Below are 24,996 nucleotides of genomic sequence, written 5' to 3' on the forward strand. Positions count from 1 at the left end.
TTATGTCGCTATTGACCCTCGCCCCCTCGCCTGCGCTGGCGACGTCGATCAGGGCCACGGCCCAGGTCTTCGAAGACCCGCACTCACAGGCCTTGCTCGCCCACGTCCAGCGCGTGGCGCCGAGCGACGCCAGTGTGTTGATCATCGGCGAGACCGGCACCGGCAAGGAACTGATGGCCCGGCATATCCATGCCCTGAGTGAGCGCCGTGACCAGCCGTTCGTGGCGGTGAATTGCGGCGCCTTTGCCCAGTCCCTGGTCGAGGCCGAATTGTTCGGTCACGAAAAAGGCGCCTTTACCGGCGCCACCCAGGCCAAGGCTGGCTGGTTCGAGGCAGCTAATGGCGGCACGCTGTTTCTCGATGAGATCGGCGACCTGCCCATGGCCACCCAGGTCAAGCTGCTGCGCGTGTTGCAGGAGCGTGAAGTGGTGCGGCTGGGCTCGCGCAAGAGCATCGCCATCGACGTGCGTGTGCTGGCGGCGACCAATGTGCAGCTGGAACAGGCGATCAATGCCGGGCACTTTCGCGAGGACCTGTATTATCGCCTGAGCGTGGTCAACCTGCCCCTGGCCCCGCTGCGCGAACGGCCCGGCGATATCCTGCCCCTGGCCCGGCATTTCATCGAACGCTACAGCCAGCGCCTGGGTTACGGCGCCGTCGCGTTGAGCGTCGACGCCGAAGCACGGCTCAAGGACTACGGCTGGCCGGGCAATATTCGCGAACTGGAGAATGTGATCCATCACACGCTGCTGGTGTGCCGGGACAAACTGATTCGCCCCGACGACCTGCATTTATCGCAACTTCGCATCGAGCGCAGCGACCCCTTGCCTGCCGTCGATGAGAGCGCCGAAACCCTGTTGACCCGAGCCTTTGAGCAACTGTTCGAAGAACAGGCCGGCGCCCTCCACGAAAAGGTCGAGGACAGCCTGCTGCGCGCCGCCTACCGCTTCAGCCATGGTAATCAGGTGCATACCGCCAACCTGCTGGGCCTGAGCCGCAATATCATCCGCAGCCACCTGATCAGGATCGGCGAACTGAGGGTGAACAAGCGCCGTCCGGGCGAAAATCTGCAGGGTGATCGGGCATTGCAGTTGTCGGTTTGAGCGTCATCGACTGAATTCAAGCTGCTTCTGTGGGACCGGCTTTAGCCGGGAAGGCGTATTCCCGGCTAAAGCCGGTCCCACATCGCCCCGGCCAACCGCGCCGCCAGGGCCTTGGCCTGGCTGGCAACGTCAGTCACCGCCGTGCTCTCCCACCACATGCCGCGCAAAGGCGGGCCCATGGCAAACAATCGGGTTGCGGCCTGGCCCTGGGCATCGAGCACCGCGCCACCCGCATCAGCGGCAATCCCCAGCGCCAGCGGACCGGGCTGAATCAAGCCCCGGGCCAAGAGTTGCCGAGGCAAGGGCCGGTCAACCCGGCGCCAGTCGTATTCGATACCGCTGGAATTGATCAAGGCATCACCGATCACCGTGCTCGGCTGCGTTTCGCCGCGATAACGCAGGCGAATCTGCAACTGCCCGGATGGCAGGGCTTCCACGCCCTGCAATGAGGCCGCTTCGATGGTCAGGCGGCCCTGCTCGACCTGCCGGGCCAGGACCACCGCGCTGGTCGGCGGCGAACGGTGATGATGGCTTTCCCACCAGGGGCGCACATGGCGCACGAACTGACGGCGCTGCACATCCGTGGCCTGGCTCCACAGGCGGCCGATATGGGCACGCACGGTGTCCAGGGGTGCCTGCCAGTCGATACCGCTTTCGATAGCCAGCTCGCACTGTTCGCGAACCTTGCGCAGCAGTTGTCGGGTGCTGCGGATGCTCAGGTCCTGGCCGAGGAAATCGCTCCAGGCCGGCGGCTGCCGACGCACATGGGGCAGCAGGCCATGACGGGAATAGACATTGATCGGCCCGCGATGCCCGGCCTGTTGCAGGGACACCACGGCATCGACCATGGTCAGCCCGGAGCCAATGATCAGCACCCGCCCCTGGGGGTCGAGACGGCGCATGGCAGCGACATCCCAGGGGTCGACAGAAGCGGCATTCAGCCCACTGGACTGACGCTGCGGCGTGCGCGCGGCGGCGTACATACCGGTGGCCAGTACCGCGACCTGGCCTTGCAACGCCGCGCCATCAGCCAGGCGCAGATCGACATGACCGGTATGGGTTTCAAGATCCACCACTTCACCGCGCACATGCTCGACAGTGGAACCGTGCTGCGCACCGACCGCCCGGGCTTCGGCCAGGCGCTGTTGCACATACAGGCCAAAGATGCCCCGCGGCGGAAATAGCTCAGCCACCGGCAGGTGCTGCTCGTCCGACTCGGGCCAGCCACCGGCGGCGATAAATTCGCCCAGCCATTGGGTGAGGTCATCGGCGTTATCGGGATCGACGCTCATGCGCGCGGCATTGCCATTGAGGGTATGACCCAGTTCCGTGGCGCTGTAGGCCTCGCCCCGGCCCAGCTCGCTGCGCGATTCGACAATGACGATGCGCCGCCGACCGGGCAGACGCAGCAGTTGCACCGCCAGCAGAGTGCCGCTCAGGCCTCCGCCAACGATCAGGACATCAACAAGCGCGGACGAAGCGTCATTCAAAGTCATTAACAGGGCCTTTCCCAGGCGATGAACAGGGCAGCAATGCTGAGGGGATTAATGTAGTTCAACAACTCTCTGAAAGTACTAAGCCCCTATCTTTTTGGCATGAGGCTTACAGCACGATATTGCGCACAAAGCGCACGACGATCTGGCCGTTGTTGCGAAAGGCATGGGGCTGGTTGCTGGGGAACATGAAGAACTCGCCCGCGCCGACCTCGCGGATCTGCTCGGCCAGCTCGATATGCAGGCAACCGGTAAATACGTAAATCTGCTCGCTCCAGCCCTCGGGGTCGGCTTCGGAGCTATAGGCCTCCCCCGGTTCCAGGGAAAACTCCCACATCTCCACTTCCCGACGCGCCACCGCCTTGGACAGCAATACCGCCTTGCTCCCCGGCGACACACCTGCCCAGGCTACTTCATTGATGCGGCTGTGATCGCTGGCTTCCGGGGCCTGGATCAAATCACTGAAAGCCACTTCCAGCGCCTCGGCCACGCGGTCGAGGGTCGCCAGGCTGACGTTGGTTTCCCCGGCCTCAATGGCTACCAGCATGCGTCGGCTGACCCCGGACTTTTCCGCCAGGGCTGTCTGGCTCAGGTCAGCGGCATTGCGCAGGCGGCGCACATTGAGGCTGACATGCTGCAGGACCGGAGCGCGTTGTGAATTTTCTTTGTGCACTATCACTGTATTGCTCATCAATATGGGTTGCGCAGTATACTGCCCACTTTTTGGCGCATTCTGCGTCGCGCGTACTGCCCATGCAAGGCCCAAGCCGATGAACACCGTGAAAACCAACGCCTTTTTGCCCCGGATCAGCAAAGCGGAAGCCGTGCTGATCTTTATCACAGTGCTCTGGGGCGGCACCTTTTTGATAGTGCAGCATGCCATGACCATCAGCGGTCCGATGTTCTTCGTCGGCCTGCGCTTTGCGGCGGCGGCGATTTTTGTCGGGCTGTTTTCCATGAAGACCCTGGGCGACCTGACGCTCGCCGAGTTCAAGGCAGGAGTCGCCATCGGCGCCGCCATCATGCTGGGCTATGGCTTGCAGACCGTGGGCCTGCAAACCATCCCCAGTAGCCAATCGGCGTTTATCACGGCCCTGTATGTACCCTTTGTGCCGCTGCTGCAATGGCTGGTGCTGGGCCGGCGTCCGGGCTTGATGCCCAGTATCGGCATCGCCCTGGCGTTTACCGGGCTGATGCTGTTGTCCGGGCCCAACGGTGCGTCCCTGCAGTTCAGTTCCGGGGAAATCGCCACGGTGGTCAGCGCCGTTGCCATCGCTGCGGAAATCATCCTGATCGGTGCATACGCGGGCAAGGTCGATGTGCGGCGGGTCACCGTGGTGCAACTGGCCACCGCGTCGGTGCTGGCCTTCCTCATGGTCGGCCCGACCGGCGAGCGATTGCCGGATTTTTCCGGGCAATTGCTGTTTATCGCCATCGGCCTGGGCGCCATGAGCGCGGTGATCCAGGTGGCGATGAACTGGGCGCAGAAAACCGTTTCGCCGACCCGCGCCACCGTGATCTATGCGGGCGAACCGGTCTGGGCCGGGATTGTCGGGCGCCTGGCCGGTGAACGTCTGCCAGGCATCGCCCTGCTGGGCGCGGCACTGATTGTCGCAGGCGTGATCGTCAGTGAGATGAAAGGACGCAACAAGGTCGTCGAAGCCGAGGAAGATCCGCTCAAAGCCACCGGTGAAGCGGACTGAAACACCGGCCGCTTCGGCATTGTTGTGTAGAGTACTAGTCTGCCCCTGACACTTTTTGTAGGAAATATCCGAGCCATGGCGTTGGGCTATCTACGCCATGGCACGTATGATTCTTGCCATTTCCCCGCAGACTAGAAGCCTATGTCCCTGATAGTTCTACTGCTTTTGCCATTCATTGGCAGCTGTCTGGCAGCCTTTTTGCCACACAATGCGCGTAATGCCGAATCCATCCTGGCCGGGGTGATTGCCCTGGTCGGCACCATTCAGATGGCCTTGTGGTATCCGCAAGTCGCCCATGGCGGCGTGCTCCGTGAAGAGTTCTTCTGGCTGCCGAGCCTGGGCCTGAATTTCGTCCTGCGCCTGGATGGCTTTGCCTGGCTGTTCTCGATGCTGGTGCTGGGTATCGGCACCCTGGTCTCGCTGTACGCCCGTTACTACATGTCGCCGGACGATCCGGTGCCGCGCTTCTTTGCCTTTTTCCTCGCCTTCATGGGCGCCATGCTCGGCCTTGTACTGTCCGGCAACCTGATCCAGATCGTATTTTTCTGGGAATTGACCAGCGTTTTCTCCTTCCTGCTGATCGGTTATTGGCATCACCGCTCCGATGCCCGCCGCGGCGCCTACATGGCGTTGATGGTCACCGGCGCAGGCGGCCTGGCGCTGCTGGTCGGGGTGATGCTGCTGGGCCATGTGGTCGGCAGCTATGATCTGGATCGGGTGCTGGCCTCTGGCGAGGCGATTCGCAGTCACGCCCTGTATCCCCTGCTGCTGACCCTGATCCTGATCGGCGCGCTGAGCAAAAGCGCGCAATTCCCCTTCCAGTTCTGGCTGCCCCACGCCATGGCCGCGCCGACACCGGTCTCGGCCTATTTGCACTCGGCGACCATGGTCAAGGCCGGAGTATTCCTGCTGGCGCGCTTCTGGCCGGTGCTGTCCGGCAGTGAACAATGGTTCTGGATCGTCGGTGGCGCCGGGGCCTGTACCTTGTTGCTCGGGGCCTACTCGGCCATTTTCCAGAACGACCTCAAGGGTCTGCTCGCCTACTCCACCATCAGCCACCTGGGCCTGATCACCCTGCTGCTGGGCCTCAACAGCCCCCTGGCGGCCGTCGCTGCGGTGTTTCATATCCTCAACCATGCGACCTTCAAGGCGTCGCTGTTCATGGCCGCCGGGATCATCGACCATGAAAGCGGCACCCGGGATATCCGCCGTCTCAGCGGCCTGATCCGGCTGATGCCCTACACCGCGACCCTGGCCATGGTCGCCAGCGCCTCCATGGCCGGGGTGCCACTGCTCAACGGCTTCCTGTCCAAGGAGATGTTCTTCGCCGAAACCGTGTTCATCTCGGCCACCGCCTGGGTCGAAATAGCCCTGCCAATCATCGCGACAGTGGCCGGGACCTTCAGCGTCGCCTACTCCCTGCGCTTTACTGTGGACGTGTTCTTCGGCCTCAAGCCGAGCAACCTGCCCCACACGCCCCATGAGCCACCGCGCTGGATGCGAGCGCCGGTCGAGCTGCTGGTGTTGGTCTGCCTGATCGTCGGCATCTTTCCGGCGCAGGCAGTCGGCCCGCTGCTGGCCACCGCTGCGCAACCGGTAGTCGGCGGCACCCTGCCCGAGTACAGCCTGGCCATCTGGCATGGCTGGAACGCGCCGATGATCATGAGCCTGATCGCCATGGGCGGCGGCATCCTGCTATTCCTGCTGCTGCGCAGACCCATGAAGCGAGAACGCTTTGCCGGGCCGCCACTGGTTTCGCGTCTTAATGGCAAGCGCCTGTTCGAGCGCAGTCTGGTGATCATGACGCGCGTGGCCCGGGGCTTCGAACGTCAGGTCACTACGCGCCGCCTGCAACCGCAGCTGTTCATGATGGTATTTGCCGCGCTCGTCGCCGGTTTCATTCCCATGTATTTCAGCGGCCTGACCTGGGGCGAGCGGCCGAAGATCCCCGGCTCCGGGGTGTTCGTCTGCCTGTGGCTGATCGCGATTGCCTGCGCTCTGGGTGCGGCCTGGCAAGGTAAGTATCACCGCCTGGCTGCCCTGATCATGGTCGGCGTGTGCGGCCTGATGACCTGCGTGACTTTCGTCTGGTTCTCTGCGCCGGATCTGGCCCTGACCCAACTGGTAGTGGAAGTGGTTACCACGGTGCTGATTCTGCTCGGCCTGCGTTGGCTGCCGCGACGCAACGAAGAGGTGGCGCCAACGATCAGCAGCCGCCTCAATGCCCGCACGCGCCGCGTCCGCGACCTGGCGCTGTCGGCTCTGGTCGGCGGCGGCATGGCCCTGTTGTCCTACGCCATGCTGACCCGGGCCACGCCCAATATCATTTCTTCGTTCTACCTGAGCCGCGCCCTGCCCGAAGGCGGCGGCAGCAACGTGGTCAACGTGATGCTGGTGGACTTCCGCGGTTTCGATACCTTCGGCGAAGTCACCGTACTGGCAGCCGTGGCCCTGACCGTATTCGCCCTGCTGCGCCGCTTCCGTCCGCCCCGGGAGAGCATCGCCCTGCCTGCCCAGCAACGCCTGCTGGCCAAGGACGTGGTCACCGACCTGGTCAACCCGCGCAGCGCCAGCGATACCGCCCTGGGCTTCATGATGGTACCCGCCGTATTGGTCCGCCTGCTGTTGCCGATTGCGTTGGTGGTGTCGATGTACCTGTTCATGCGCGGCCATAACCAGCCCGGCGGTGGTTTCGTCGCTGGCCTGGTAATGTCGGTGGCGTTCATCCTGCAATACATGGTCGCCGGAACCCAGTGGGTCGAAGCCAAAATGAGCCTGCGCCCGCTGCGCTGGATGGGCACCGGGCTGCTGTTCGCCCTGTTTACCGGCCTTGGCGCGATGCTGATGGGCTACCCGTTCCTGACCACCCACACCGCCCACCTGACCCTGCCGCTGCTGGGCGAGATTCACGTAGCGAGCGCGCTGTTCTTCGATATCGGTGTGTATGCCGTAGTGGTGGGCTCGACCCTGTTGATCCTCACCGCTCTCGCTCACCAGTCGGTGCGTAGCCATCGGCCGACGGCGCTGCCCAAGCCCATTGCGGCCAAGCCGGATGAACCCGGAACGCCCGGATCTCCCGTTGGAGCGAGGTTTGCCCGCGAATGAAACTTACCCGGAGCAACAGAAAGATCGCGTCGTCAATTTCGCGGGCAAGCCTCGCTCCCACAGGCCCAGCCAGAAAGTGAGGGATCTCTAATGGAAGAAGTCATCGCAATAGCCATCGGTGCCCTGGCCGCGTCCGGGGTCTGGCTGATCCTGCGCCCGCGGACTTTTCAGGTGGTAATGGGCCTGTGCCTGCTGTCCTACAGCGTCAACCTGTTCATTTTCAGCATGGGCAGCCTGTTTATCGGCCGTGAGCCGATCATCAAGGACGGCGTGCCGCAGAACCTGTTGCACTACACCGACCCGCTGCCCCAGGCACTGGTGCTCACCGCCATTGTCATCAGCTTCGCCATGACCGCGCTGTTCCTGGTCCTGCTGCTGGCGTCACGGGGGCTGACCGGCACCGACCATGTCGACGGCAAGGAGCCGCGCCAATGACGGGTATCGACTCACTGATCATCGCGCCGATCCTGCTGCCGCCCCTGACTGCGGCGATCATGCTCTGGCTCGGCGAGAAACACCGCACCCTCAAGGGCTGGTTGAATCTGGCTTCGACCCTGCTCGGTCTGGTGATTGCCGTGGTGCTGTTCAGTTGGGTGCAGCAGACCGGCAGCAGCGGCTCCTTCGGTATCTATCTGCCGGGCAACTGGCAGGCGCCCTACGGCATCGTGTTGGTGGTGGATCATCTGTCGGCGCTGATGCTGGTGCTGACCGGGATCATCGCCTTCTGCGCCCTGCTGTTTGCCCTGGCCCGCTGGCACGGTGCCGGGGCGAGCTTCCATGCGCTGTTCCAGATTCAGCTGATGGGCCTGTATGGCGCCTTCCTCACCGCCGACCTGTTCAACCTGTTCGTGTTCTTCGAGGTGCTGCTGGCGGCGTCTTATGGCCTGATGTTGCATGGTTCCGGCCGCGCGCGCGTATCGGCAGGCCTGCATTACATCGCCATTAACCTGCTGGCCTCGTCGCTGTTCCTGATCGGCGCCGCGCTGATCTACGGTGTGACCGGCACCCTCAACCTGGCCGACCTGGCGCTGAAGATCCCCCATGTGCCCGAAGCCGACCTGGGCCTGTTGCATGCCGGCGCGGCGATTCTCGCCGTGGCGTTTCTGGCCAAGGCCGGCATCTGGCCACTGAACTTCTGGCTGGTCCCGGCCTATTCGGCGGCCAGTGCGCCGGTGGCAGCGCTGTTCGCGATCATGACCAAGGTCGGCATCTACACCGTGCTGCGCCTGTGGACCCTGCTGTTCTCGGCCCAGGCCGGGGCCTCGGCGCTGTTTGGCGGTGACTGGCTGACCTACGCGGGCCTGGTCACGCTGTTTATTGCCGCCGTGTCGATCATCGCCGCACAACGCCTGGAACGCATGGCCAGCCTGAGTATTCTGGTCTCGGCCGGGATCCTCGTGGCGGCTATCGGTTTCGCCCAGCCGAGCCTGACCGCCGGGGCATTGTTCTATCTGGTCAGCTCGACCCTGGCCTTGAGTGCCATGTTCCTCCTGGCCGAGCTGATCGAACGCTCACGCTCGGCCAACGAGATTGCACTCGACGACGACGCCGACCTGCTGCCGCGCAACCTGGGCTCCCTGCATCCACCGGTGGGCAGCAACCTCGATGACGAGCAGAAAGTCGTGGTCGGCAAGGTCATCCCGCGCACCATGGCGTTCCTCGGCCTGAGCTTTATTGCCTGTGCGCTGCTGATCATCGGCATGCCGCCGCTGTCGGGATTCATCGGCAAGCTGAGCCTGCTCAGCGCCCTGCTCAATCCCCTGGGCCTGGACGTGGCTCAGGATGAGCCGGTACGCGGCAGCAGTTGGGCGTTGATCGGCCTGCTGATCTTCTCCGGCCTCGCGTCGCTGCTGGCCTTCTCGCGCATCGGCATCCAGCGTTTCTGGACTCCGAGCGAACGACCCTCGCCGATCCTGCGCACCTACGAATGCCTGCCCGTGGTGATCCTGCTGGGCCTGTGCATTGCCCTGACCTTCAAGGCCGAACCGTTGTTGCACTACACCCGTGACACCGCCAATGCACTGCATGACCCGCAGCAGTACATTTTCTCGGTGATGGCTGCACGCCCGGTACCCAATCCATCGACGGCACAGGAGCCACAGCCATGAAGCGTCTGTTCCCCGCGCCGTGGCTGAGTGTGGCGCTGATCTTGCTGTGGTTGCTGCTCAACCTGTCCATGAGCCTGGGCAACTGGCTGCTGGCGATCCTGTTCGGCGTCCTCGCGCCGTTGCTGATGGCGCCCTTGCGGCCGTTGCCGGTACGCATTGGCAAACCCATGACCATTGTGCGTTTGTTCCTGCAGGTGGGGCGCGACGTCGTGGTCTCCAACCTGAAGGTGTTCCGCCAGGTGTGGGCCGCCGGACGCAAGCCGCCGCGCTCGGCGTTCGTACAGGTGCCTTTGGACTTGCGTGACGCCAATGGCCTGGCCGCCTTGTCGATGATCTGCACCGTGGTGCCCGGTACGGTCTGGGCGGAGCTGGCCCTGGATCGCAGCGTGCTGCTGATGCACGTATTCGATCTGGACGACGAAGCGGCTTTCATCGCGCACTTCAAGACCACCTATGAGCGACCGTTGCTGGAGATCTTTCAATGACCGCCCTGCTCGAAAACGCCATCCTGCTGAGCCTGTTCATCTTTGCCTTGGCGATGGTCCTGACCCTGATCCGCCTGTTCAAGGGGCCATCGGCACAGGATCGGGTCCTGGCCCTGGATTACCTGTATATCATCGCCATGCTGATGATGCTGGTGCTGGGCATCCGTTATGCCAGTGACACCTATTTCGAGGCGGCGCTGCTGATCGCCCTGTTCGGCTTTGTCGGCTCGTTCGCCCTGGCCAAATTCCTGCTGCGCGGCGAGGTGATCGAATGACGGCCCTGGAAACCCTGCCGCTGTGGGTGCAGATCGTCACCGCGGCGCTGGTATTGGCCAGTAGTGTGTTTGCCCTGACCGGAGCGGTAGGCCTGCTGCGTCTGCCGGACTTCTTCCAGCGCATGCACCCACCAGCCCTGGCGTCGACGATAGGCGCCTGGTGCGTGGCACTGGCCTCGATTGTGTTCTTCTCGGAGCTCAAGTCGGCGCCGGTGCTGCATGCCTGGCTGATCCCGATCCTGCTGGCCATCACTCTGCCAGTAACCACCCTGCTGCTCGCGCGCACGGCACTGTTCCGCAAGCGCATGTCCGGGGACGATGTGCCGCCGGAGGTCAGCAGTCATGGGGGGAACGGGGATTCTGCGGGGGGTTGATTCGGGATGCGCAAACACCCGGCGTAGGACCAATTTGTGGGACCGGCTTTAGCCGGGAAGGCGGTGGCAAAGGCGAAGAAAATCTATCGGCAGTACCGTCCCTTTCCCGGCTAAAGCCGGTCCCACAAAAACTTGATTAACTCGCCAGCTCGGCAACCACAGCAGCCAGGGCCTTGGCCGGATCGGCCGCCTGGCTGATCGGACGACCGATTACCAGATAATCGGAACCGGCGTCCAGCGCCTGACGCGGGGTCAGGATGCGGCGCTGGTCGTCCTGGGCACTGCCCGCCGGGCGAATGCCGGGGGTAACCAGTTGCAGCGACGGGTGTGCCGCCTTGAGCGCCTGGGCTTCCAGGGCCGAGCAGACCAGTCCGTCCATACCGGCTTTTTCCGCCAGGGCGGCAAGGCGCAGGACCTGCTCCTGGGGCTCGATATCCAGACCAATACCTGCCAGGTCTTCACGCTCCATGCTGGTCAGCACAGTCACGCCGATCAGCAGAGGCTTGGCACCGCTGCGCTGATCCAGCACATCACGGCAGGCCGCCATCATGCGCAGGCCACCGGAGCAATGCACGTTGACCATCCACACGCCCATTTCCGCCGCGGCCTTCACCGCCATTGCCGTGGTGTTGGGGATATCGTGGAATTTCAGGTCCAGGAACACCTCGAAGCCCTTGTCGCACAGGGTCTCGACAATGCCCGACGCACTGCTGGTAAACAGCTCCTTGCCGACTTTGACCCGGCACAGCTTCGGATCAAGTTGATCGGCCAGCTGCAGCGCGGCGTCACGGGTAGGGAAATCCAGGGCGACGATGATAGGAGTCTGGCAGACGGACATGGGCGGGGTCTCAGGCAAGTCGAAATCGGCGCGCATTGTAGCTGAAGCTGGCGATGATCGGTATGCGTTCGGGACGGCAGGTCTGCTCTCGCATCCATCCAACCTATGGACTGAACCGTGGGACCGGCTTTAGCCGGGAGGCGCAGGTACATTCACCCTATCTTCGGGGTTTGTACCATTGTTTTCCCGGCTAAAGCCGGTCCCACCTGATCCCAGTGGCTCCTTTTAACCCACAAAAACGCACCTGCGCCGGGCATGGCCCGCACCAATGACGGCCGCCCTGACGTCTCGTTAACGAGAACCGTTCTGCTTGCGACGACTTTTGAAACATTGCGACACATCCACTTGCCGCTGGCATGACCGATGCAATCGGCCCCCTGATGTCTCAAACTCTAGGGAGCAAGATCATGAGTACACAACTGAAACCCACGTTGGGCACCCTGCATTTGTGGGGGATTGCCGTTGGACTGGTGATCTCCGGCGAATACTTTGGCTGGAGTTATGGCTGGGGCGTGGCCGGGACCCTCGGCTTTCTGCTGACGTCCCTGATGGTCGCGGCGATGTACACCTGTTTCATCTTCAGCTTTACCGAACTGACCACCGCCATTCCCCATGCGGGCGGTCCGTTTGCCTACAGCCGTCGCGCCTTCGGCGAAAAAGGCGGGCTGATCGCCGGGCTGGCGACGCTGATCGAGTTCGTTTTCGCGCCACCAGCGATCGCCCTGGCCATCGGCGCCTATCTCAACGTGCAATTCCCGGCCCTGGACCCACGGCATGCGGCAGTCGGTGCCTATATCGTGTTCATGGCCCTGAATATCCTTGGCGTGCAGCTGGCGGCCACCTTTGAACTGGTGGTGTGCATCCTTGCAGTACTGGAGCTACTGGTATTCATGGGCGTGGTCGCCCCGGCGTTCAGCTTCAGCAACTTCGCCCTCAATGGCTGGGCCGGTTCCGATACCTTCAGCGCCCCGGCCATTGCCGGGATGTTTGCGGCCATCCCCTTTGCCATCTGGTTCTTCCTCGCCATCGAAGGCGCGGCCATGGCGGCCGAAGAAGCCAAGGACCCCAAGCGCACCATTCCCAAGGCCTATATCAGCGGCATCATCACCTTGGTCCTGCTGGCCCTGGGTGTGATGGTCTTCGCCGGTGGCGTAGGTGATTGGCGTACGCTGTCGAACATCAACGACCCGCTGCCCCAGGCCATGAAAACCGTCGTAGGCGAAAGCTCCGGCTGGCTGCACATGCTGGTGTGGATCGGTCTGTTCGGCCTGGTCGCCAGCTTCCACGGCATCATCCTCGGCTACTCGCGACAGTTTTTCGCCCTCGCCCGCGCCGGTTACCTGCCGGCGTCACTGGCCAAACTTTCACGCTTCCAGACCCCGCACCGCGCCATTATCGCCGGCGGCATCATCGGCATCGCGGCGGTCTACAGCGACGGCCTGATCAACCTCGGCGGCCTGACCCTGACCGCGGCCATGATCACCATGGCGGTGTTCGGCGCCATCGTCATGTACATCATGAGCATGCTTAGCCTGTTCAAGCTGCGCAAGACCGAACCCAACCTGGAGCGTACCTTCCGTGCCCCCGGCTACCCGATCGTGCCCGGCATTGCCCTGGTCCTGGCGGTGGTCTGCCTGATCGCCATGGCCTGGTTCAACGTGCTGATCGGCCTGATCTTCCTCGGATTCATGGTGGCGGGCTTCATCTACTTCAGCCTGACCGCACACTCCCGTGCTGCCGCGCCGAGCGACGCGATGCTCACTGGCCTGTAAGGATCGTACAAGAAGGGGCATACGGATCTAGACTTGAACCATTGGGCGCTGCAAAGGCTCAAACGGGTATCACAAGAAGGAGAACCCTATGCCCTGGTATGCCTGGTTAATACTGTTGGTTGCGATCGGCTCGATCGTCGGTGGCCTGATGATGCTCAGGGACTCGGCGAAGAAGCTGCCCCTCACCGAAGAACAGCTGAGGCGCGTGCATGAGCGCAACGCCGAAGCCGACGCGCAGGACGCGCGTAATCGTTAACACATACACAAACTCTGTGGGACCGGCTTTAGCCGGGAAAAACGCGCTACCGTCGATATATCTTCTTCGTCTGTGCCATTGCCTTCCCGGCTAAAGCCGGTCCCACAGGAAGTGCCGATCAGAGCTTACTGACCCCCACCCCCGCCACCACCCCATTGGACGCCAACGGCGTCACCGCTATGCGAAACGGCTGGAATATCTTCAGCATCTGGCCGTTGTCGCGCAGTTTCTTGAGCAAGTCAGCAAACTGCGGCCCGGTAATGGCAGCTTTCGGACTCAGCAGCGCGTAATGGCGATACACCTGATCAACGCGCTCAGATGGCATCAGCTGGCGGGCCTCGTCACGATTGCGCGCCATGAAATCACTGAGGTAGGAGCGCGTCACCAAAGCAATATCCGCCCGCCCGCGCAGAATCATCAGCAGATTGCTGTCGTGGGAATACGTCAGGCTGACATTGAAGTGATCGGCCAGGTACTTGGGGTCCGGATTGAACTGGGCAAAGGCGTAGTGATACCCGGCAAACAGCGCCAGGCGCTTGCCCTTCAGATCATTGAAGTAGCTCTGGTCGCGGCCCGGTGCCTTGCTGGCAACAAAGATCTCGGCGTCTTCAAGGCCCATATCCACAGCAACGTGGGGAATGTCCTGCCAGCCCCACTCGGGATTTTCGAAGATGGCCATGTCGGTGCGGCCCTGCTCGAAATCGCGGAAACGTCGAGGAATCGAGGTTGGCACCAGGACAAACTTGTAATCGCTCTGAGCGGCATTCAGGGACTCGACCAGCTCCGGCAACAGACCGGTGTCGGCACCCTTTTCCGGGCGAATCGTATAAGGCGGAAAATGCGCGGCCCCGATCCGCACAATCTGCTCGGCGCTGACCGGTAGCGCCAGCATTGCCACGGCAGCCAAAAACACGCCCTTGAAGGCAGTCCGTACCGGCGAAAACATCAAGACTGCAACCTCCGTGGATTAGGGATACTGGCTAAGCTAGGAGGTTTCTGACGATTAAACAACTGGCAAATCAGCCCGCTGCGAGGCTTTTGTGAAGCACCTCTTGACCTCGATGCTGGCATAACGCCTTTTTCGCCCAGCAGGGCCGGGATGAGAAGGCCTGCGCTATAAACCTCGCAGGCGAATCGCCTCTGAAAAATAATCCCAAAAAAGCACATATGTGCACAGTCCATACAGACACGACGAGACGGGCACTTGATGGCCTGATGCTTGTCCAGATGGCATTGCGCACAATCCCGGCACTGCATCAGCGCACCGGGCAGAGCGGACTTTAAGTGTCTACGCTGCACTGAAACGCGAAAGAGGAGCTTGATATGCCGCACTGGCTGGTTATTGATCTGGAGGCGACCACCGAAGAAGGTGGCTGGCCCGTGGCTGAAATGGAAATCATTGAGATCGGCGCCACACTGGTCAATCAGGACGGACGCGAGCTGGACCACTTCGAACGCTTTGTCCGCCCGCAGCGGCGCCCTCTGCTGACTCACTTCTGTCGCGAACTGACCCACATTACCCAGGACAATATCGACACTGCTGCGCCACTGGATACGGTATGGCCGCAGTTCGAGCGCTGGCTGGCTCATCATCAACCCAGAGTGATGGGCTGGGCCAGTTGGGGGGAATACGACAAGCACCAACTGGAAGAGCAATGGCGCCAGCACGAGCTGACCAGCGTGCTGACCGGCATGCCCTACGTCAACCTCAAGCAGCGCTTCGCCCAGGCCCGCCAACTGCAACGCGCGCCAGGCCTGAATGCCGCGTTGCAGCTGGCCGGAATGCAGTTCAGCGGGCAGCAGCACCGCGCCCTGGCCGACGCACGCAACACCGGGCGGTTACTGCCGTTGATCCTGCCGCGCTGAATAAGACTCACTTGCTTGAGGGGTGACGGTAACGGGTACCTTGGGCATACTGGCCGCCTCTTTTTGCCCCTTGTCCGAGGAATACCCATGTTCAAAGTCAACGAATACTTCGATGGCACCGTGAAATCCATCGCTTTCGCCCAGGCTGAAGGCGAAGCGACCATTGGTGTGATGGCTGCCGGCGAATACGAGTTCGGCACAGCCAAGCGCGAAATCATGCATGTGATCTCGGGCGAACTGACCGTCAAGCTTCCAGACAGCAGCGACTGGGAAACCTTCAAGTCCGGCAGCCAGTTCAATGTGCCGGCCAACAGCAAGTTCCAGCTTAAAGTGGCTGTGGATACTGCTTACCTGTGTGAATATCGCTAAGACTGCACCAGGCTGGATAACACAGGATCAATGTGGGACCGGCTTTAGCCGGGAAGGCGCAGGTATGACCGATACATTTCTATCGCCTGCCCTATTGTCTTCCCGGCTAAAGCCGGTCCCACAGCTGCCACGCCCTCCTAGGATGCGCCATCCCGCGCATTGAATTGCAATGCCGCCAGCCGCGCATACAGCGGGTTACTGGCGATCAGTTGCTGATGCGTGCCTACCGCCACCAGACGCCCCTGATCGATCACCGCAATGCGGTCGGCATTCTGCACGGTGGCCAGGCGGTGGGCGATGACCAGGGTCGTGCGGCCCTGCATCAGGCTCGGCAAGGCCTCCTGAATCAGATACTCACTCTGTGCATCCAGCGCGCTGGTGGCTTCGTCCAGCAGCAGGATCGGCGCATCCACTACCAGCGCCCTTGCAATCGCCAGCCGTTGACGCTGCCCGCCGGACAGACCCAGGCCGCCGTCGCCCAGATGGGTCTTGTAGCCATCCGCCAGTTCCATGATGAACTCATGGGCATGGGCAATGCGCGCCGCCGCTTCGACCTGTTCGAAGGTCGCCGCCGGGTTGCCGTAACGGATGTTGTCCTCGACGCTGCCGAAGAACAGCGCCGGGCTCTGGGAGACCAGGGCAAAACAGCGACGCAGGTCGAGAGGATCAAGACGCTGAATCGGCATGCCCTCGATAAGCACCTGGCCCTGCTGCGGATCATAGAAACGCAGCAACAGATCAAACAGGGTCGACTTGCCGGCGCCTGAAGGCCCGACCAGGGCCAGGGTCTCGCCGGCATTGATAATCAGGCTCAGGGCATCGACGGCGTTGCGCTCGGGCCGTGACGGGTAGGCAAAGCTGACGCCCTGCAACTCCAGATTGCCACTGACCCGCTGCGGCAGGCTCAGCAGATCGCTGACCGGCGCATGAATTTCACTGCGCGCCTGCAACAGCTCACCAATGCGCTCAGCCGCACCGGCTGCCCGTTGCAGCTCGCCGAGGACCTCACTGAGGGTGCCGAAGGAGCTGCCGACGATCAGGCTGTAGAACACGAATGCCGCCAGCTCGCCACTGGAGATGGTGCCCTCGATCACGTCCATGCCGCCGACCCAGAGCATTACCGCCACCGCCCCCAGCACCAATACGATCACCAGGGTAATCAGCCAGGAACGCTGCAAAATGCGTTTGCGCGCGGTCTCGAAGGCCTCCTCGGCAGTCACGGCGAAGCGTTGCTTGTCCTGCTGCTGGTGGTTGTAGGCCTGCACCGTCTTGATCTGGCCCAGGGCCTCGGCGACATAACTGCCGACATCAGCGACACGGTCCTGGCTCTGGCGCGACAGCGAGCGCACGCGACGACCGAAAATCAGGATCGGCGCCACTACCAGGGGCAGCGCCACCACCACAATACTGGTCAACTTGGGATTGGTGATGAACAGCAGGATGATCCCGCCGATGACCATCAGCACGTTGCGCAGGAACATCGACAGCGACGAGCCGATTACCGACTGCAAGAGCGTGGTGTCGGCAGTCAGGCGCGACTGGATCTCGGAGCTGCGGTTGTTCTCATAGAAGCCCGGATGCAGGTCGATCAGATGGTCGAAGACCTTCTTGCGCAGGTCCGCCACTACCCGTTCGCCAATCCACGACACCAGATAGAACCGCGAGAAGGTGCCGATGGCCAAGGCCACGACCAGCAACATGAACAGGCCGATGGATTCGTTGAGCATTTGCGGCGAGCGGGTCATGAAGCCGTGATCGACCATCAGTCGGATGCCCTGGCCCATGTACAGGGTGATGCCGGCAGTGACGATCAATGCCACCAGAGCCCCGAATGCCCGCCAGCGATAAGGCGCGAGAAACTGCGCCGCGAGACGGATTGCCTGACGCTGACGCCCGGAAAACACTGCGACCATGAAGCCTCCATCAGCCTGTGGCTGAACACGTGAGCGCCAGAGCCTACACCTAATCCCCGGTCACGTCGGCAACCGCAAGGATGAACTCTGCGGGACGAGACGAGTCAGGTTAATAGTCAGGGTTTTAGATTGGATTGATCTAAGCCGACACTGGCAGCCAGTTACCGTTTCTGGTGGACTGGAGATGTACTTGAGGCATACGCCGATGTCATGGCGTGGTCATCAAGCGACAGTAGCTTGAGCACTACCTGATGAGCCGATGAGGAGAAAGACCATGAGCTTGCAAGACTGCAGTAATCAAGTCCAGGTCGTTCGAGCCAACCCTAACCTCCATGTAGGCGGGGCGGTACTCGACAAGGACGGGCGGGAAATCCTGATTACCGAAGAGATGGTTCAGGCCGCCTGCCAGGAATGCGACAAGCACTGGGTCAAACCGGAAAAACAAGATTGATGCGACAAGAAAAACACTTGAAACCCGACCCAGTTGTCGGGTTTTTCTTTTCTCGAAGACCGAATGATAAACACAGATTCGTTGGAGCGAGGCTCGCCCGCGAACCTGACGATGCGGCGTATCAGGCACACCGCGTTACGCCCTTCGCGGGCAAGCCTCGCTCCAACGGTGCCCGTCGTTACACCAGAGTTGCACCCAGGGCCGTGACCAACTGCACCAACTGCGCAGCCTCCCCGTTGATCCGCACCGTCAACCCATCGATCTCGCGACGCGGCGGGTAATGCTTGCGCAGGGCGTCAAAGGCCAGTGGCTGGCTGACTTCACCGACCAGGCTGCGGCGGAAATCCGCATCGTCGCGGCGCGGGTCGTAGACACCGCGACACAGCATATTCAAGGCCCAGGTCGGGTCGGTGCGACTGTCCAGGGTGACTTCGGTGAGCCACGGCTGCGGCAACAGGTCGGCAAGATTGATTGCTGCAGGCTGGCCAAGGAATGCACACAGCGCCTGATAGATCTGCGCAGTGCCGCGCTGGCGGCCGTCCAGGCTGTAACCGGCAATGTGCGGAGTGCCGATCACACACAGGTCGGCCAGCCTGGTATTGACCTCCGGCTCGCCCTCCCAGACATCCAGTACCGCTTGCAGGTCTTCGCGATCAAGCAGCACTTCGTGCAGCGCAGCGTTGTCCACCACCGGCCCGCGACTGGCGTTGATCAGCCAGCAACCCTGGCGCAATTGGCGCAGGCGAGCCGCATCGAACAAGTGCCAGGTCGGGTGTTCGCCGCCCTTGTCCAGGGGCGTGTGCAGGCTGATGGCGTCGCATTGCTCGATGATCTGCTCAAGGCTGACGAAATCGCCACCTTCGGCTGTCTGACGCACCGGGTCGCACACCAATACCTTCCAACCCAGACCCTGCAGGACCTTGACCAGACGCCCGCCGACCTGACCGGCTCCGACCACGCCATAGGTGCGCGTAGCCAGGTCGGCGCCTTCGATCTCCGCCAGGGTCAGCAGGCTGCCCAGCACATAGTCCACCACGCCACGGGCGTTGCAGCCCGGAGCGCTGGACCACTGGATGCCCGCCTCGGCGAAATAATCCAGATCCAGATGATCGGTGCCGATGGTGCAGGTGCCGACAAAACGCACCGGGCAGCCTTCGAGCAGTTGCCGGGTCACCGGGGTGACCGAACGCACCAGCAGGATATCGGCCTCGGCCACCGCCGCACGGTCGATGGAACGGCCCGGCAGACGATGGATATCGCCCAGATGACCGAAGAACGCATCGAGCAGCGGGATATTTTCGTCAGCAACGATTCGCATGGTGGAACTCCAGGCAGAGACAGGTGCATAGCGCAGGGCGGATAACAGGATCAATCCTGCTTCTTGCGGATCCAGTACAGGAACGTGCCTTCCTGGGCCTGCTGCTCGACCAGCTCATGGCCGAGGAATACGCAGAACTTGGGAATATCACGGCGGGTCGAGGGGTCGGTGGCAATGACCTTGAGCAGGCCGCCCGCAGGCAGATCGCGGACTTTCTGGTGCAGCATCATCACCGGCTCAGGGCAGTTGAGGCCGCTGGCATCGAGGACAGCGTCCACGGCAAGGCTTTCGATGGATTCAGGCATGAGGGACTCCAAAAACTGGCGGGCATTGTCGCTCAATTACGGCCAGGCAGCCACCGGGCAGCCGGTTCTGACCCGCCACTCCCGTTGGAGCGAGGCTTGCCCGCGAAAGCAATATCTCAGACGATGAAAATGTATTGAATTTACAGGCATCTTCGCGGGCAAGCCTCGCTCCAACGAGCCTGGTTAATTCTATTTGCGCTTGATATCCAGGCGCCGCAAATGACAGGTGACTTCCTCGCGGTCGTGATACAGCTGCTTGCAACCAATGGAAACCTTGACCCCGCGCTCGCGAAAGCCGTCTTCGATGCGTTCGAGCAGGCGACGCACTTCGGCGTAGCGCTGTTTCATCGGCAGTTTGAGGTTGACCACCGCCTCGCGGCACAGCCCTTCGCCCAGCCAGGTTTCCAGCAAGGCGGCGTTGCGCGCGGGTTTCTCGACGATATCGCAGACCATCCAGTCCACCGGTTGGCGTGGCTTGTAGGTAAAGCCGTCCGCCATCAGGTGCTGGACCATACCGGTGTCCATCAGGCTTTCGGCCATCGGCCCATTGTCGATCGCGGTGACCAACATGCCCCGGCGTACCAGTTGATAAGTCCAACCGCCCGGCGCGGCACCGAGGTCGACGCCGGTCATATCGCTGGACAGGCGCTCGTCCCACTGGTCACGGGGAATGAAGTGGTGCCAGGCCTCTTCCAGCTTCAGGGTCGAGCGGCTCGGTGCCTCGCGAGGGAACTTCAGGCGCGGGATGCCCATGGGCCACATGGCTGAGTTACCGGCATCGGCCATACCGAGGAAAACCTCGCGACCGCTCTTGAAGGTCAACAGCAGGCGCGGCTTGCGCGGGTCGTCCTGCAATTTGCCAGCCTGGGTCAGGGCCTTGCGCAACGGCGCCTCAAACTTCTTGCAGAAGGTCGACAGTTCCTTGCCATCGTTGGTGTCCACCACTTCCAGCCACAGGCTGCCGCACACCGGAAAATCGGCCATCTGCGCCAGAATCACGCTGATGCGGTCGGTTTCCGGCAGGTCGACGAACACCCCGCGCGCCCATTGCCGGGGGAAGATCAGCTCGGCAAAACGCTGGCCCTGCATCAGGCGCTCGGCACCGTCCGGCTCGGTGCAGATGAATTCGGCACAGGCGCTGTTCGGTTTGGCCTTGGCATAACCGGCGACATTCAGGCGGGCGGCGTGTTCAGCGATTTCCGAGCAGACCTCCCCCTCGAAACCGGGCCGGCAATGCATCAACAGGGTGTTCATGGGCAACTCCAAAAACCAGGTGGCCGGGGCGTCACCCCACAGACTTCAAAGGCGCGCATGATAGCCGAATCAGGAACCACTGGCGCTGCGAAGCGGTCCAGTGCATAGAACCAGCCTGATAACGCCGTCATTTGGCGCCCCTCATCCAGTCCGTAACCGTGCGGACCGTTCGGGAGTTATTTTCATGTCTTCGCTCGATAGCCTGAAAAGCCTCAAGACCCTGCAAGTCGATAACAAGACCTACCACTACTTCAGCTTGCCTGACGCCGCCCGCAGCCTGGGCGATCTGGACAAGCTGCCCATGTCCCTGAAAGTGCTGCTGGAAAATCTGCTGCGCTGGGAGGACGGCAAGACCGTCACCGGCGACGACCTCAAGGCCCTGGCCGCCTGGCTCGGCACGCGCAGCTCGGACCGGGAGATTCAATACCGTCCGGCGCGGGTATTGATGCAGGACTTTACCGGTGTGCCGGCGGTGGTCGACCTGGCCGCCATGCGCGCCGCCGTGGCCAAGGCTGGCGGCGACCCACAGCGGATCAATCCGCTGTCGCCAGTGGACCTGGTCATCGACCACTCGGTCATGGTCGACAAGTTCGGCAATGCCGAGGCCTTTGGCGAGAACGTTGATATCGAAATGCAGCGTAACGGCGAGCGCTACGCCTTCCTGCGCTGGGGCCAGAGCGCCTTCGACAACTTCAGCGTGGTGCCGCCGGGCACCGGCATCTGCCATCAGGTCAATCTGGAATACCTCGGTCGCACGGTCTGGACCAAGGACGAAGACGGCCGCACCTATGCCTTCCCCGACACCCTGGTCGGCACCGACTCCCACACCACCATGATCAACGGCCTCGGCGTACTCGGCTGGGGCGTGGGCGGCATCGAGGCGGAAGCGGCGATGCTCGGCCAGCCGGTGTCGATGCTGATCCCCGAAGTGATCGGCTTCAAACTGACCGGCAAGCTCAAAGAGGGCATCACCGCGACCGACCTGGTGCTGACCGTCACGCAAATGCTGCGCAAAAAAGGCGTAGTGGGCAAATTCGTCGAATTTTATGGCGATGGCCTGGCTGATCTGCCCCTGGCCGACCGCGCGACCCTGGCCAATATGGCCCCGGAATACGGTGCGACCTGCGGGTTCTTCCCGGTCGATGATGTAACCCTGGACTACCTGCGCCTGTCCGGACGTCCGACTGAAACCGTCAAGCTGGTCGAAGCCTACTGCAAGGCTCAGGGGCTGTGGCGCCTGCCGGGGGCGGAACCGGCGTTCAGCGACAGCCTGGAACTGGACATGGACCAAGTCGTCGCCAGTCTCGCCGGGCCGAAACGCCCGCAGGACCGCGTCGCCCTGCCCGCCGTGCCGCAGGCCTTCACTGACTTCCTCGGCCTGCAACTGGCGCCGCCCAAACATGCGGAAAGCCGCCTGGAAAGCGAAGGCGGCGGCGGTGTTGCGGTCGGTAATGCCGATCAGGTCACGGGCGAAGCCGACTATGAATATGAAGGCCATACCTATCGCCTGAAAAACGGCGCCGTGGTCATCGCCGCGATCACCTCCTGCACCAACACGTCCAACCCCAGCGTGATGATGGCGGCGGGTCTGGTGGCGAAGAAGGCCGTGGAGAAAGGTCTGCAACGCAAGCCCTGGGTGAAAAGCTCCCTGGCCCCAGGCTCCAAGGTCGTCACCGACTACTACAACGCCGCCGGGCTGACCCAATACCTCGACGCCCTGGGCTTCGATCTGGTCGGCTACGGCTGCACCACTTGCATTGGCAACTCCGGGCCGCTGCCGGAGCCCATCGAGAAAGCCATTCAGACCTCTGACCTGACCGTGGCCTCGGTGCTGTCCGGTAACCGCAACTTCGAAGGCCGTGTGCACCCGCTGGTCAAGACCAACTGGCTGGCCTCCCCACCCCTGGTCGTGGCCTACGCCCTGGCAGGCAGTGTGCGCATCGATTTGAGCAGTGAACCTCTGGGCACCGGATCCGACGGCCAGCCGGTGTATCTGCGCGATATCTGGCCGACCCAGAAAGAAATCGCCGCCGCCGTGGAGCAGGTCAATACCGGCATGTTCCACAAGGAATACGCCGAAGTGTTCGCCGGCGACGCCCAGTGGCAAGCCATTGAAGTGCCTCAGGCCGCGACCTATGTCTGGCAGGATGACTCCACTTATATCCAGCATCCGCCGTTCTTCGAAGATATCGGCGGGCCGCCGCCGGTCATCGCAGACATCGGCGGCGCACGGGTTCTCGCCCTGCTCGGCGACTCGGTGACCACCGACCATATTTCCCCGGCCGGCAATATCAAAGCCGACAGCCCGGCAGGCCGCTACCTGCGCCAGCAAGGCGTGGAGCCCCGGGACTTCAACTCCTATGGCTCGCGCCGGGGCAATCATCAAGTGATGATGCGCGGCACCTTTGCCAATATCCGCATCCGCAACGAGATGCTCGGTGGGGAGGAAGGCGGTTTTACTCTGCATGTGCCGACCGACGAAAAGCTGCCGATCTACGATGCTGCCATGCGCTATCAGAGCGAAGGCACGCCATTGGTGGTGATCGCAGGGCAAGAATACGGCACCGGCTCCAGCCGCGACTGGGCCGCCAAGGGCACCAACCTGCTGGGGGTCAAGGCGGTACTGGCCGAAAGCTTCGAACGCATCCACCGCTCCAATCTGGTGGGCATGGGCGTACTGCCGTTGCAATTCAAAAATGGTCAGAGCCGCAAGACCCTCAAGCTCAGCGGCAAGGAAACCCTGAATATCAGCGGCCTGAGCAACGCCGACCTGCAACCGGGGATGAGCCTGGCCTTGGAAATCGTGCGTGAGGACGGCAGCCGGGAAAGCCTTGATGTGCTGTGCCGGATCGACACGCTCAATGAAGTTGAGTACTTCAAGGCGGGAGGGATTCTGCATTATGTGTTGCGGCAGTTGATTGGTAACGCTGCGGCCTGAATGGCGGATCCCGTTGGAGCGAGGCTTGCCCGCGAAAGGTATGGCGCCACTTGCCTGATACTCTGCGAGGTTCCTTCGCGGGTAAGCCTCGCTCCAACGGTTCGGCGTAACACCTACACCCAAAGTAGCACCCCTCCAGTCACCATTCAGGGCTAAACTGCGCTCCGCCCTGAACGGCGCTCTGGAGTTTGTCTTGCCTGTTATCCGCTGGACCGCTTTTGTTTTACTCGCCCTGGGCTACGGCCTTGCCCTGGCTTACGGTCAATTGCAACCCTGGGCAGTTCTCGCTTTTGCCTTGCTCGCCGTGGCGGTTATCTGCATCCGCCCCACGCAACCCAATCATGTCCGCCGGCTCGGTCACGGCCTGTTTGTGGTGCTGGCCATTGCCCTGGCGGCTCACTGGCTGCCCGGTTTTGCCAACGCCAGAGTGATAACGGCGGTGCGTCTGAGCCCTGAGGCCGCGCCTTTCACAATGAACCTCAACCTCGACAAACCGTTGATCGGCTTCTGGCTGCTGCTGGCCTGCCCATGGGTGGCAACCGGCGAGTCTGCTGGGCGCGCGCTGCAGATCACATTGCTCATGCTGCTACTCACCACGGTGATCTGCATGACGCTGGCGATGTTTCTGGGGGTCGTTATCTGGTCGCCAAAATGGCCGGATACAGCGGCACTATGGCTGGCAAATAACCTGCTTTTGGTAAGCCTGACGGAAGAGCTGCTGTTTCGTGGCTATATTCAAGGCGGCTTGCAACGTTTATTCAAAGGGATCGCACAGGGCGACACCCTGGCCCTGGGGTGCGCTGCGGCACTGTTCGGGCTGGCCCACATTGGAGGTGGATGGCAATGGATGTTCCTCGCGACATTGGCCGGTGTCGGCTACGGCGTGGCTTATCGATGGGGCGGCCTCCCGGCGGCAGTCCTCACTCATTTCGGCTTGAATCTGGCGCATTTCGGCCTGTTCAGCTACCCGATGCTGGAGTGAACGGCCCTTGCACTCAAACGAGTGTGCAGTGATCGTCACCCACCCTTCGTCTCAATTTATCGACATCGCTGCCGATAACTCTCGAAAG

23 protein-coding genes are annotated in these 24,996 nt (G+C 62.1%); 15 read left to right on the top strand and 8 right to left on the bottom strand.

Features of this window, described 5'->3' with window-relative positions:
- Window positions 1–2 precede the first annotated feature (2 nt).
- Entirely contained in the window at window positions 3–1,103 is a 1,101-nt protein-coding gene (locus AC1Z24_RS22045) for a sigma-54 interaction domain-containing protein (protein ID WP_483742700.1), read from the top strand.
- 65 nt (window positions 1,104–1,168) lie between these two features.
- On the opposite strand, the gene AC1Z24_RS22050 is transcribed toward AC1Z24_RS22045, so the two are convergent.
- Together AC1Z24_RS22050 and AC1Z24_RS22055 are read right to left on the bottom strand one after the other, a co-directional pair.
- A complete protein-coding gene (locus tag AC1Z24_RS22050) occupies window positions 1,169–2,599 on the bottom strand; it encodes an FAD/NAD(P)-binding protein (protein ID WP_483742701.1) in 1,431 nt (476 codons plus the stop codon).
- Window positions 2,600–2,705: 106 nt separating this feature from the next.
- Window positions 2,706–3,269, bottom strand: coding sequence for a helix-turn-helix domain-containing protein (locus AC1Z24_RS22055; protein WP_483746684.1), 564 nt, complete (start codon window positions 3,267–3,269; stop codon window positions 2,706–2,708).
- A gap of 97 nt (window positions 3,270–3,366) precedes the next feature.
- Between AC1Z24_RS22055 and AC1Z24_RS22060 the strand changes: the two genes are divergently transcribed.
- From AC1Z24_RS22060 to AC1Z24_RS22090, 7 genes are all read left to right on the top strand, one after another.
- Window positions 3,367–4,299, top strand: coding sequence for a DMT family transporter (locus tag AC1Z24_RS22060; protein ID WP_483742702.1), 933 nt, complete (start codon window positions 3,367–3,369; stop codon window positions 4,297–4,299).
- 141 nt (window positions 4,300–4,440) lie between these two features.
- Complete coding sequence (locus AC1Z24_RS22065; RefSeq protein WP_483742703.1) at window positions 4,441–7,404, top strand: monovalent cation/H+ antiporter subunit A; 2,964 nt, start codon at window positions 4,441–4,443, stop codon at window positions 7,402–7,404.
- Between the two features lie 90 nt (window positions 7,405–7,494).
- The gene (locus AC1Z24_RS22070; protein ID WP_259101785.1) at window positions 7,495–7,839 is read left to right on the top strand and encodes a Na+/H+ antiporter subunit C; all 345 of its coding nucleotides are present in this window, start codon (window positions 7,495–7,497) and stop codon (window positions 7,837–7,839) included.
- Window positions 7,836–9,512: a monovalent cation/H+ antiporter subunit D gene (locus AC1Z24_RS22075; RefSeq protein ID WP_483742704.1), complete on the top strand. Its 1,677-nt coding sequence runs from the start codon at window positions 7,836–7,838 to the stop codon at window positions 9,510–9,512. The genes AC1Z24_RS22070 and AC1Z24_RS22075 overlap by 4 nt, the downstream gene beginning before the upstream one ends.
- Window positions 9,509–9,997 carry a Na+/H+ antiporter subunit E gene (locus AC1Z24_RS22080; protein ID WP_483742705.1) on the top strand — a complete coding sequence of 163 codons (489 nt, stop codon included), beginning with the start codon at window positions 9,509–9,511 and terminating at the stop codon, window positions 9,995–9,997. Before AC1Z24_RS22075 ends, AC1Z24_RS22080 begins: the two co-directional genes overlap by 4 nt.
- Complete coding sequence (locus AC1Z24_RS22085; RefSeq protein ID WP_483742706.1) at window positions 9,994–10,272, top strand: K+/H+ antiporter subunit F; 279 nt, start codon at window positions 9,994–9,996, stop codon at window positions 10,270–10,272. Before AC1Z24_RS22080 ends, AC1Z24_RS22085 begins: the two co-directional genes overlap by 4 nt.
- Window positions 10,269–10,646: a Na+/H+ antiporter subunit G gene (locus AC1Z24_RS22090; RefSeq protein WP_483742707.1), complete on the top strand. Its 378-nt coding sequence runs from the start codon at window positions 10,269–10,271 to the stop codon at window positions 10,644–10,646. The genes AC1Z24_RS22085 and AC1Z24_RS22090 overlap by 4 nt, the downstream gene beginning before the upstream one ends.
- Window positions 10,647–10,782: 136 nt before the next feature.
- Here the strand turns inward: AC1Z24_RS22090 and pyrF are convergent, their stop codons facing one another.
- A complete protein-coding gene (pyrF, locus tag AC1Z24_RS22095; protein ID WP_483742708.1) occupies window positions 10,783–11,484 on the bottom strand; it encodes an orotidine-5'-phosphate decarboxylase in 702 nt (233 codons plus the stop codon).
- 407 nt (window positions 11,485–11,891) lie between these two features.
- Here pyrF and eat point away from each other — a divergent pair, with 407 nt between their 5' ends.
- Complete coding sequence (gene eat / locus AC1Z24_RS22100) at window positions 11,892–13,256, top strand: ethanolamine permease (protein WP_259101799.1); 1,365 nt, start codon at window positions 11,892–11,894, stop codon at window positions 13,254–13,256.
- 88 nt (window positions 13,257–13,344) lie between these two features.
- Window positions 13,345–13,512: a DUF2897 family protein gene (locus AC1Z24_RS22105; protein WP_259101801.1), complete on the top strand. Its 168-nt coding sequence runs from the start codon at window positions 13,345–13,347 to the stop codon at window positions 13,510–13,512.
- Between the two features lie 118 nt (window positions 13,513–13,630).
- Here AC1Z24_RS22105 and AC1Z24_RS22110 read toward each other — a convergent pair whose 3' ends face one another.
- Window positions 13,631–14,458: a substrate-binding periplasmic protein gene (locus AC1Z24_RS22110; RefSeq protein WP_483746685.1), complete on the bottom strand. Its 828-nt coding sequence runs from the start codon at window positions 14,456–14,458 to the stop codon at window positions 13,631–13,633.
- A 377-nt stretch (window positions 14,459–14,835) separates the two neighbouring features.
- Between AC1Z24_RS22110 and AC1Z24_RS22115 the strand changes: the two genes are divergently transcribed.
- Window positions 14,836–15,378 carry a 3'-5' exonuclease gene (locus AC1Z24_RS22115; RefSeq protein ID WP_483742709.1) on the top strand — a complete coding sequence of 181 codons (543 nt, stop codon included), beginning with the start codon at window positions 14,836–14,838 and terminating at the stop codon, window positions 15,376–15,378.
- Between the two features lie 87 nt (window positions 15,379–15,465).
- Window positions 15,466–15,747, top strand: a complete 282-nt coding sequence (gene ppnP / locus AC1Z24_RS22120) for a pyrimidine/purine nucleoside phosphorylase (RefSeq protein ID WP_483742710.1) — start codon at window positions 15,466–15,468, stop codon at window positions 15,745–15,747.
- Window positions 15,748–15,884: 137 nt separating this feature from the next.
- Here the strand turns inward: ppnP and AC1Z24_RS22125 are convergent, their stop codons facing one another.
- Window positions 15,885–17,660, bottom strand: coding sequence for an ABC transporter transmembrane domain-containing protein (locus tag AC1Z24_RS22125; RefSeq protein ID WP_483742711.1), 1,776 nt, complete (start codon window positions 17,658–17,660; stop codon window positions 15,885–15,887).
- A gap of 274 nt (window positions 17,661–17,934) precedes the next feature.
- Here AC1Z24_RS22125 and AC1Z24_RS22130 point away from each other — a divergent pair, with 274 nt between their 5' ends.
- A complete protein-coding gene (locus AC1Z24_RS22130; RefSeq protein ID WP_483742712.1) occupies window positions 17,935–18,111 on the top strand; it encodes a PA1571 family protein in 177 nt (58 codons plus the stop codon).
- Between the two features lie 178 nt (window positions 18,112–18,289).
- Here the strand turns inward: AC1Z24_RS22130 and pdxB are convergent, their stop codons facing one another.
- The 3 genes from pdxB to rlmM all read right to left on the bottom strand — a co-directional run bounded on the left by pdxB (window position 18,290) and on the right by rlmM (window position 20,988).
- Window positions 18,290–19,429, bottom strand: coding sequence for a 4-phosphoerythronate dehydrogenase PdxB (pdxB, locus tag AC1Z24_RS22135; protein WP_483742713.1), 1,140 nt, complete (start codon window positions 19,427–19,429; stop codon window positions 18,290–18,292).
- A gap of 50 nt (window positions 19,430–19,479) precedes the next feature.
- Entirely contained in the window at window positions 19,480–19,734 is a 255-nt protein-coding gene (gene tusA, locus AC1Z24_RS22140; RefSeq protein WP_259101816.1) for a sulfurtransferase TusA, read from the bottom strand.
- Between the two features lie 189 nt (window positions 19,735–19,923).
- Window positions 19,924–20,988, bottom strand: a complete 1,065-nt coding sequence (rlmM, locus tag AC1Z24_RS22145; RefSeq protein WP_483742714.1) for a 23S rRNA (cytidine(2498)-2'-O)-methyltransferase RlmM — start codon at window positions 20,986–20,988, stop codon at window positions 19,924–19,926.
- Between the two features lie 184 nt (window positions 20,989–21,172).
- On the opposite strand from rlmM, the gene acnA reads away from it, so the two are divergent.
- Both acnA and AC1Z24_RS22155 read left to right on the top strand, forming a co-directional pair.
- Window positions 21,173–23,926 carry an aconitate hydratase AcnA gene (gene acnA / locus AC1Z24_RS22150; protein WP_483742715.1) on the top strand — a complete coding sequence of 918 codons (2,754 nt, stop codon included), beginning with the start codon at window positions 21,173–21,175 and terminating at the stop codon, window positions 23,924–23,926.
- Window positions 23,927–24,119: 193 nt separating this feature from the next.
- Window positions 24,120–24,908 carry a lysostaphin resistance A-like protein gene (locus AC1Z24_RS22155; RefSeq protein WP_483742716.1) on the top strand — a complete coding sequence of 263 codons (789 nt, stop codon included), beginning with the start codon at window positions 24,120–24,122 and terminating at the stop codon, window positions 24,906–24,908.
- Window positions 24,909–24,996: the final 88 nt, after the last annotated feature.

The organism is Pseudomonas sp. JL23 (assembly GCF_056933585.1).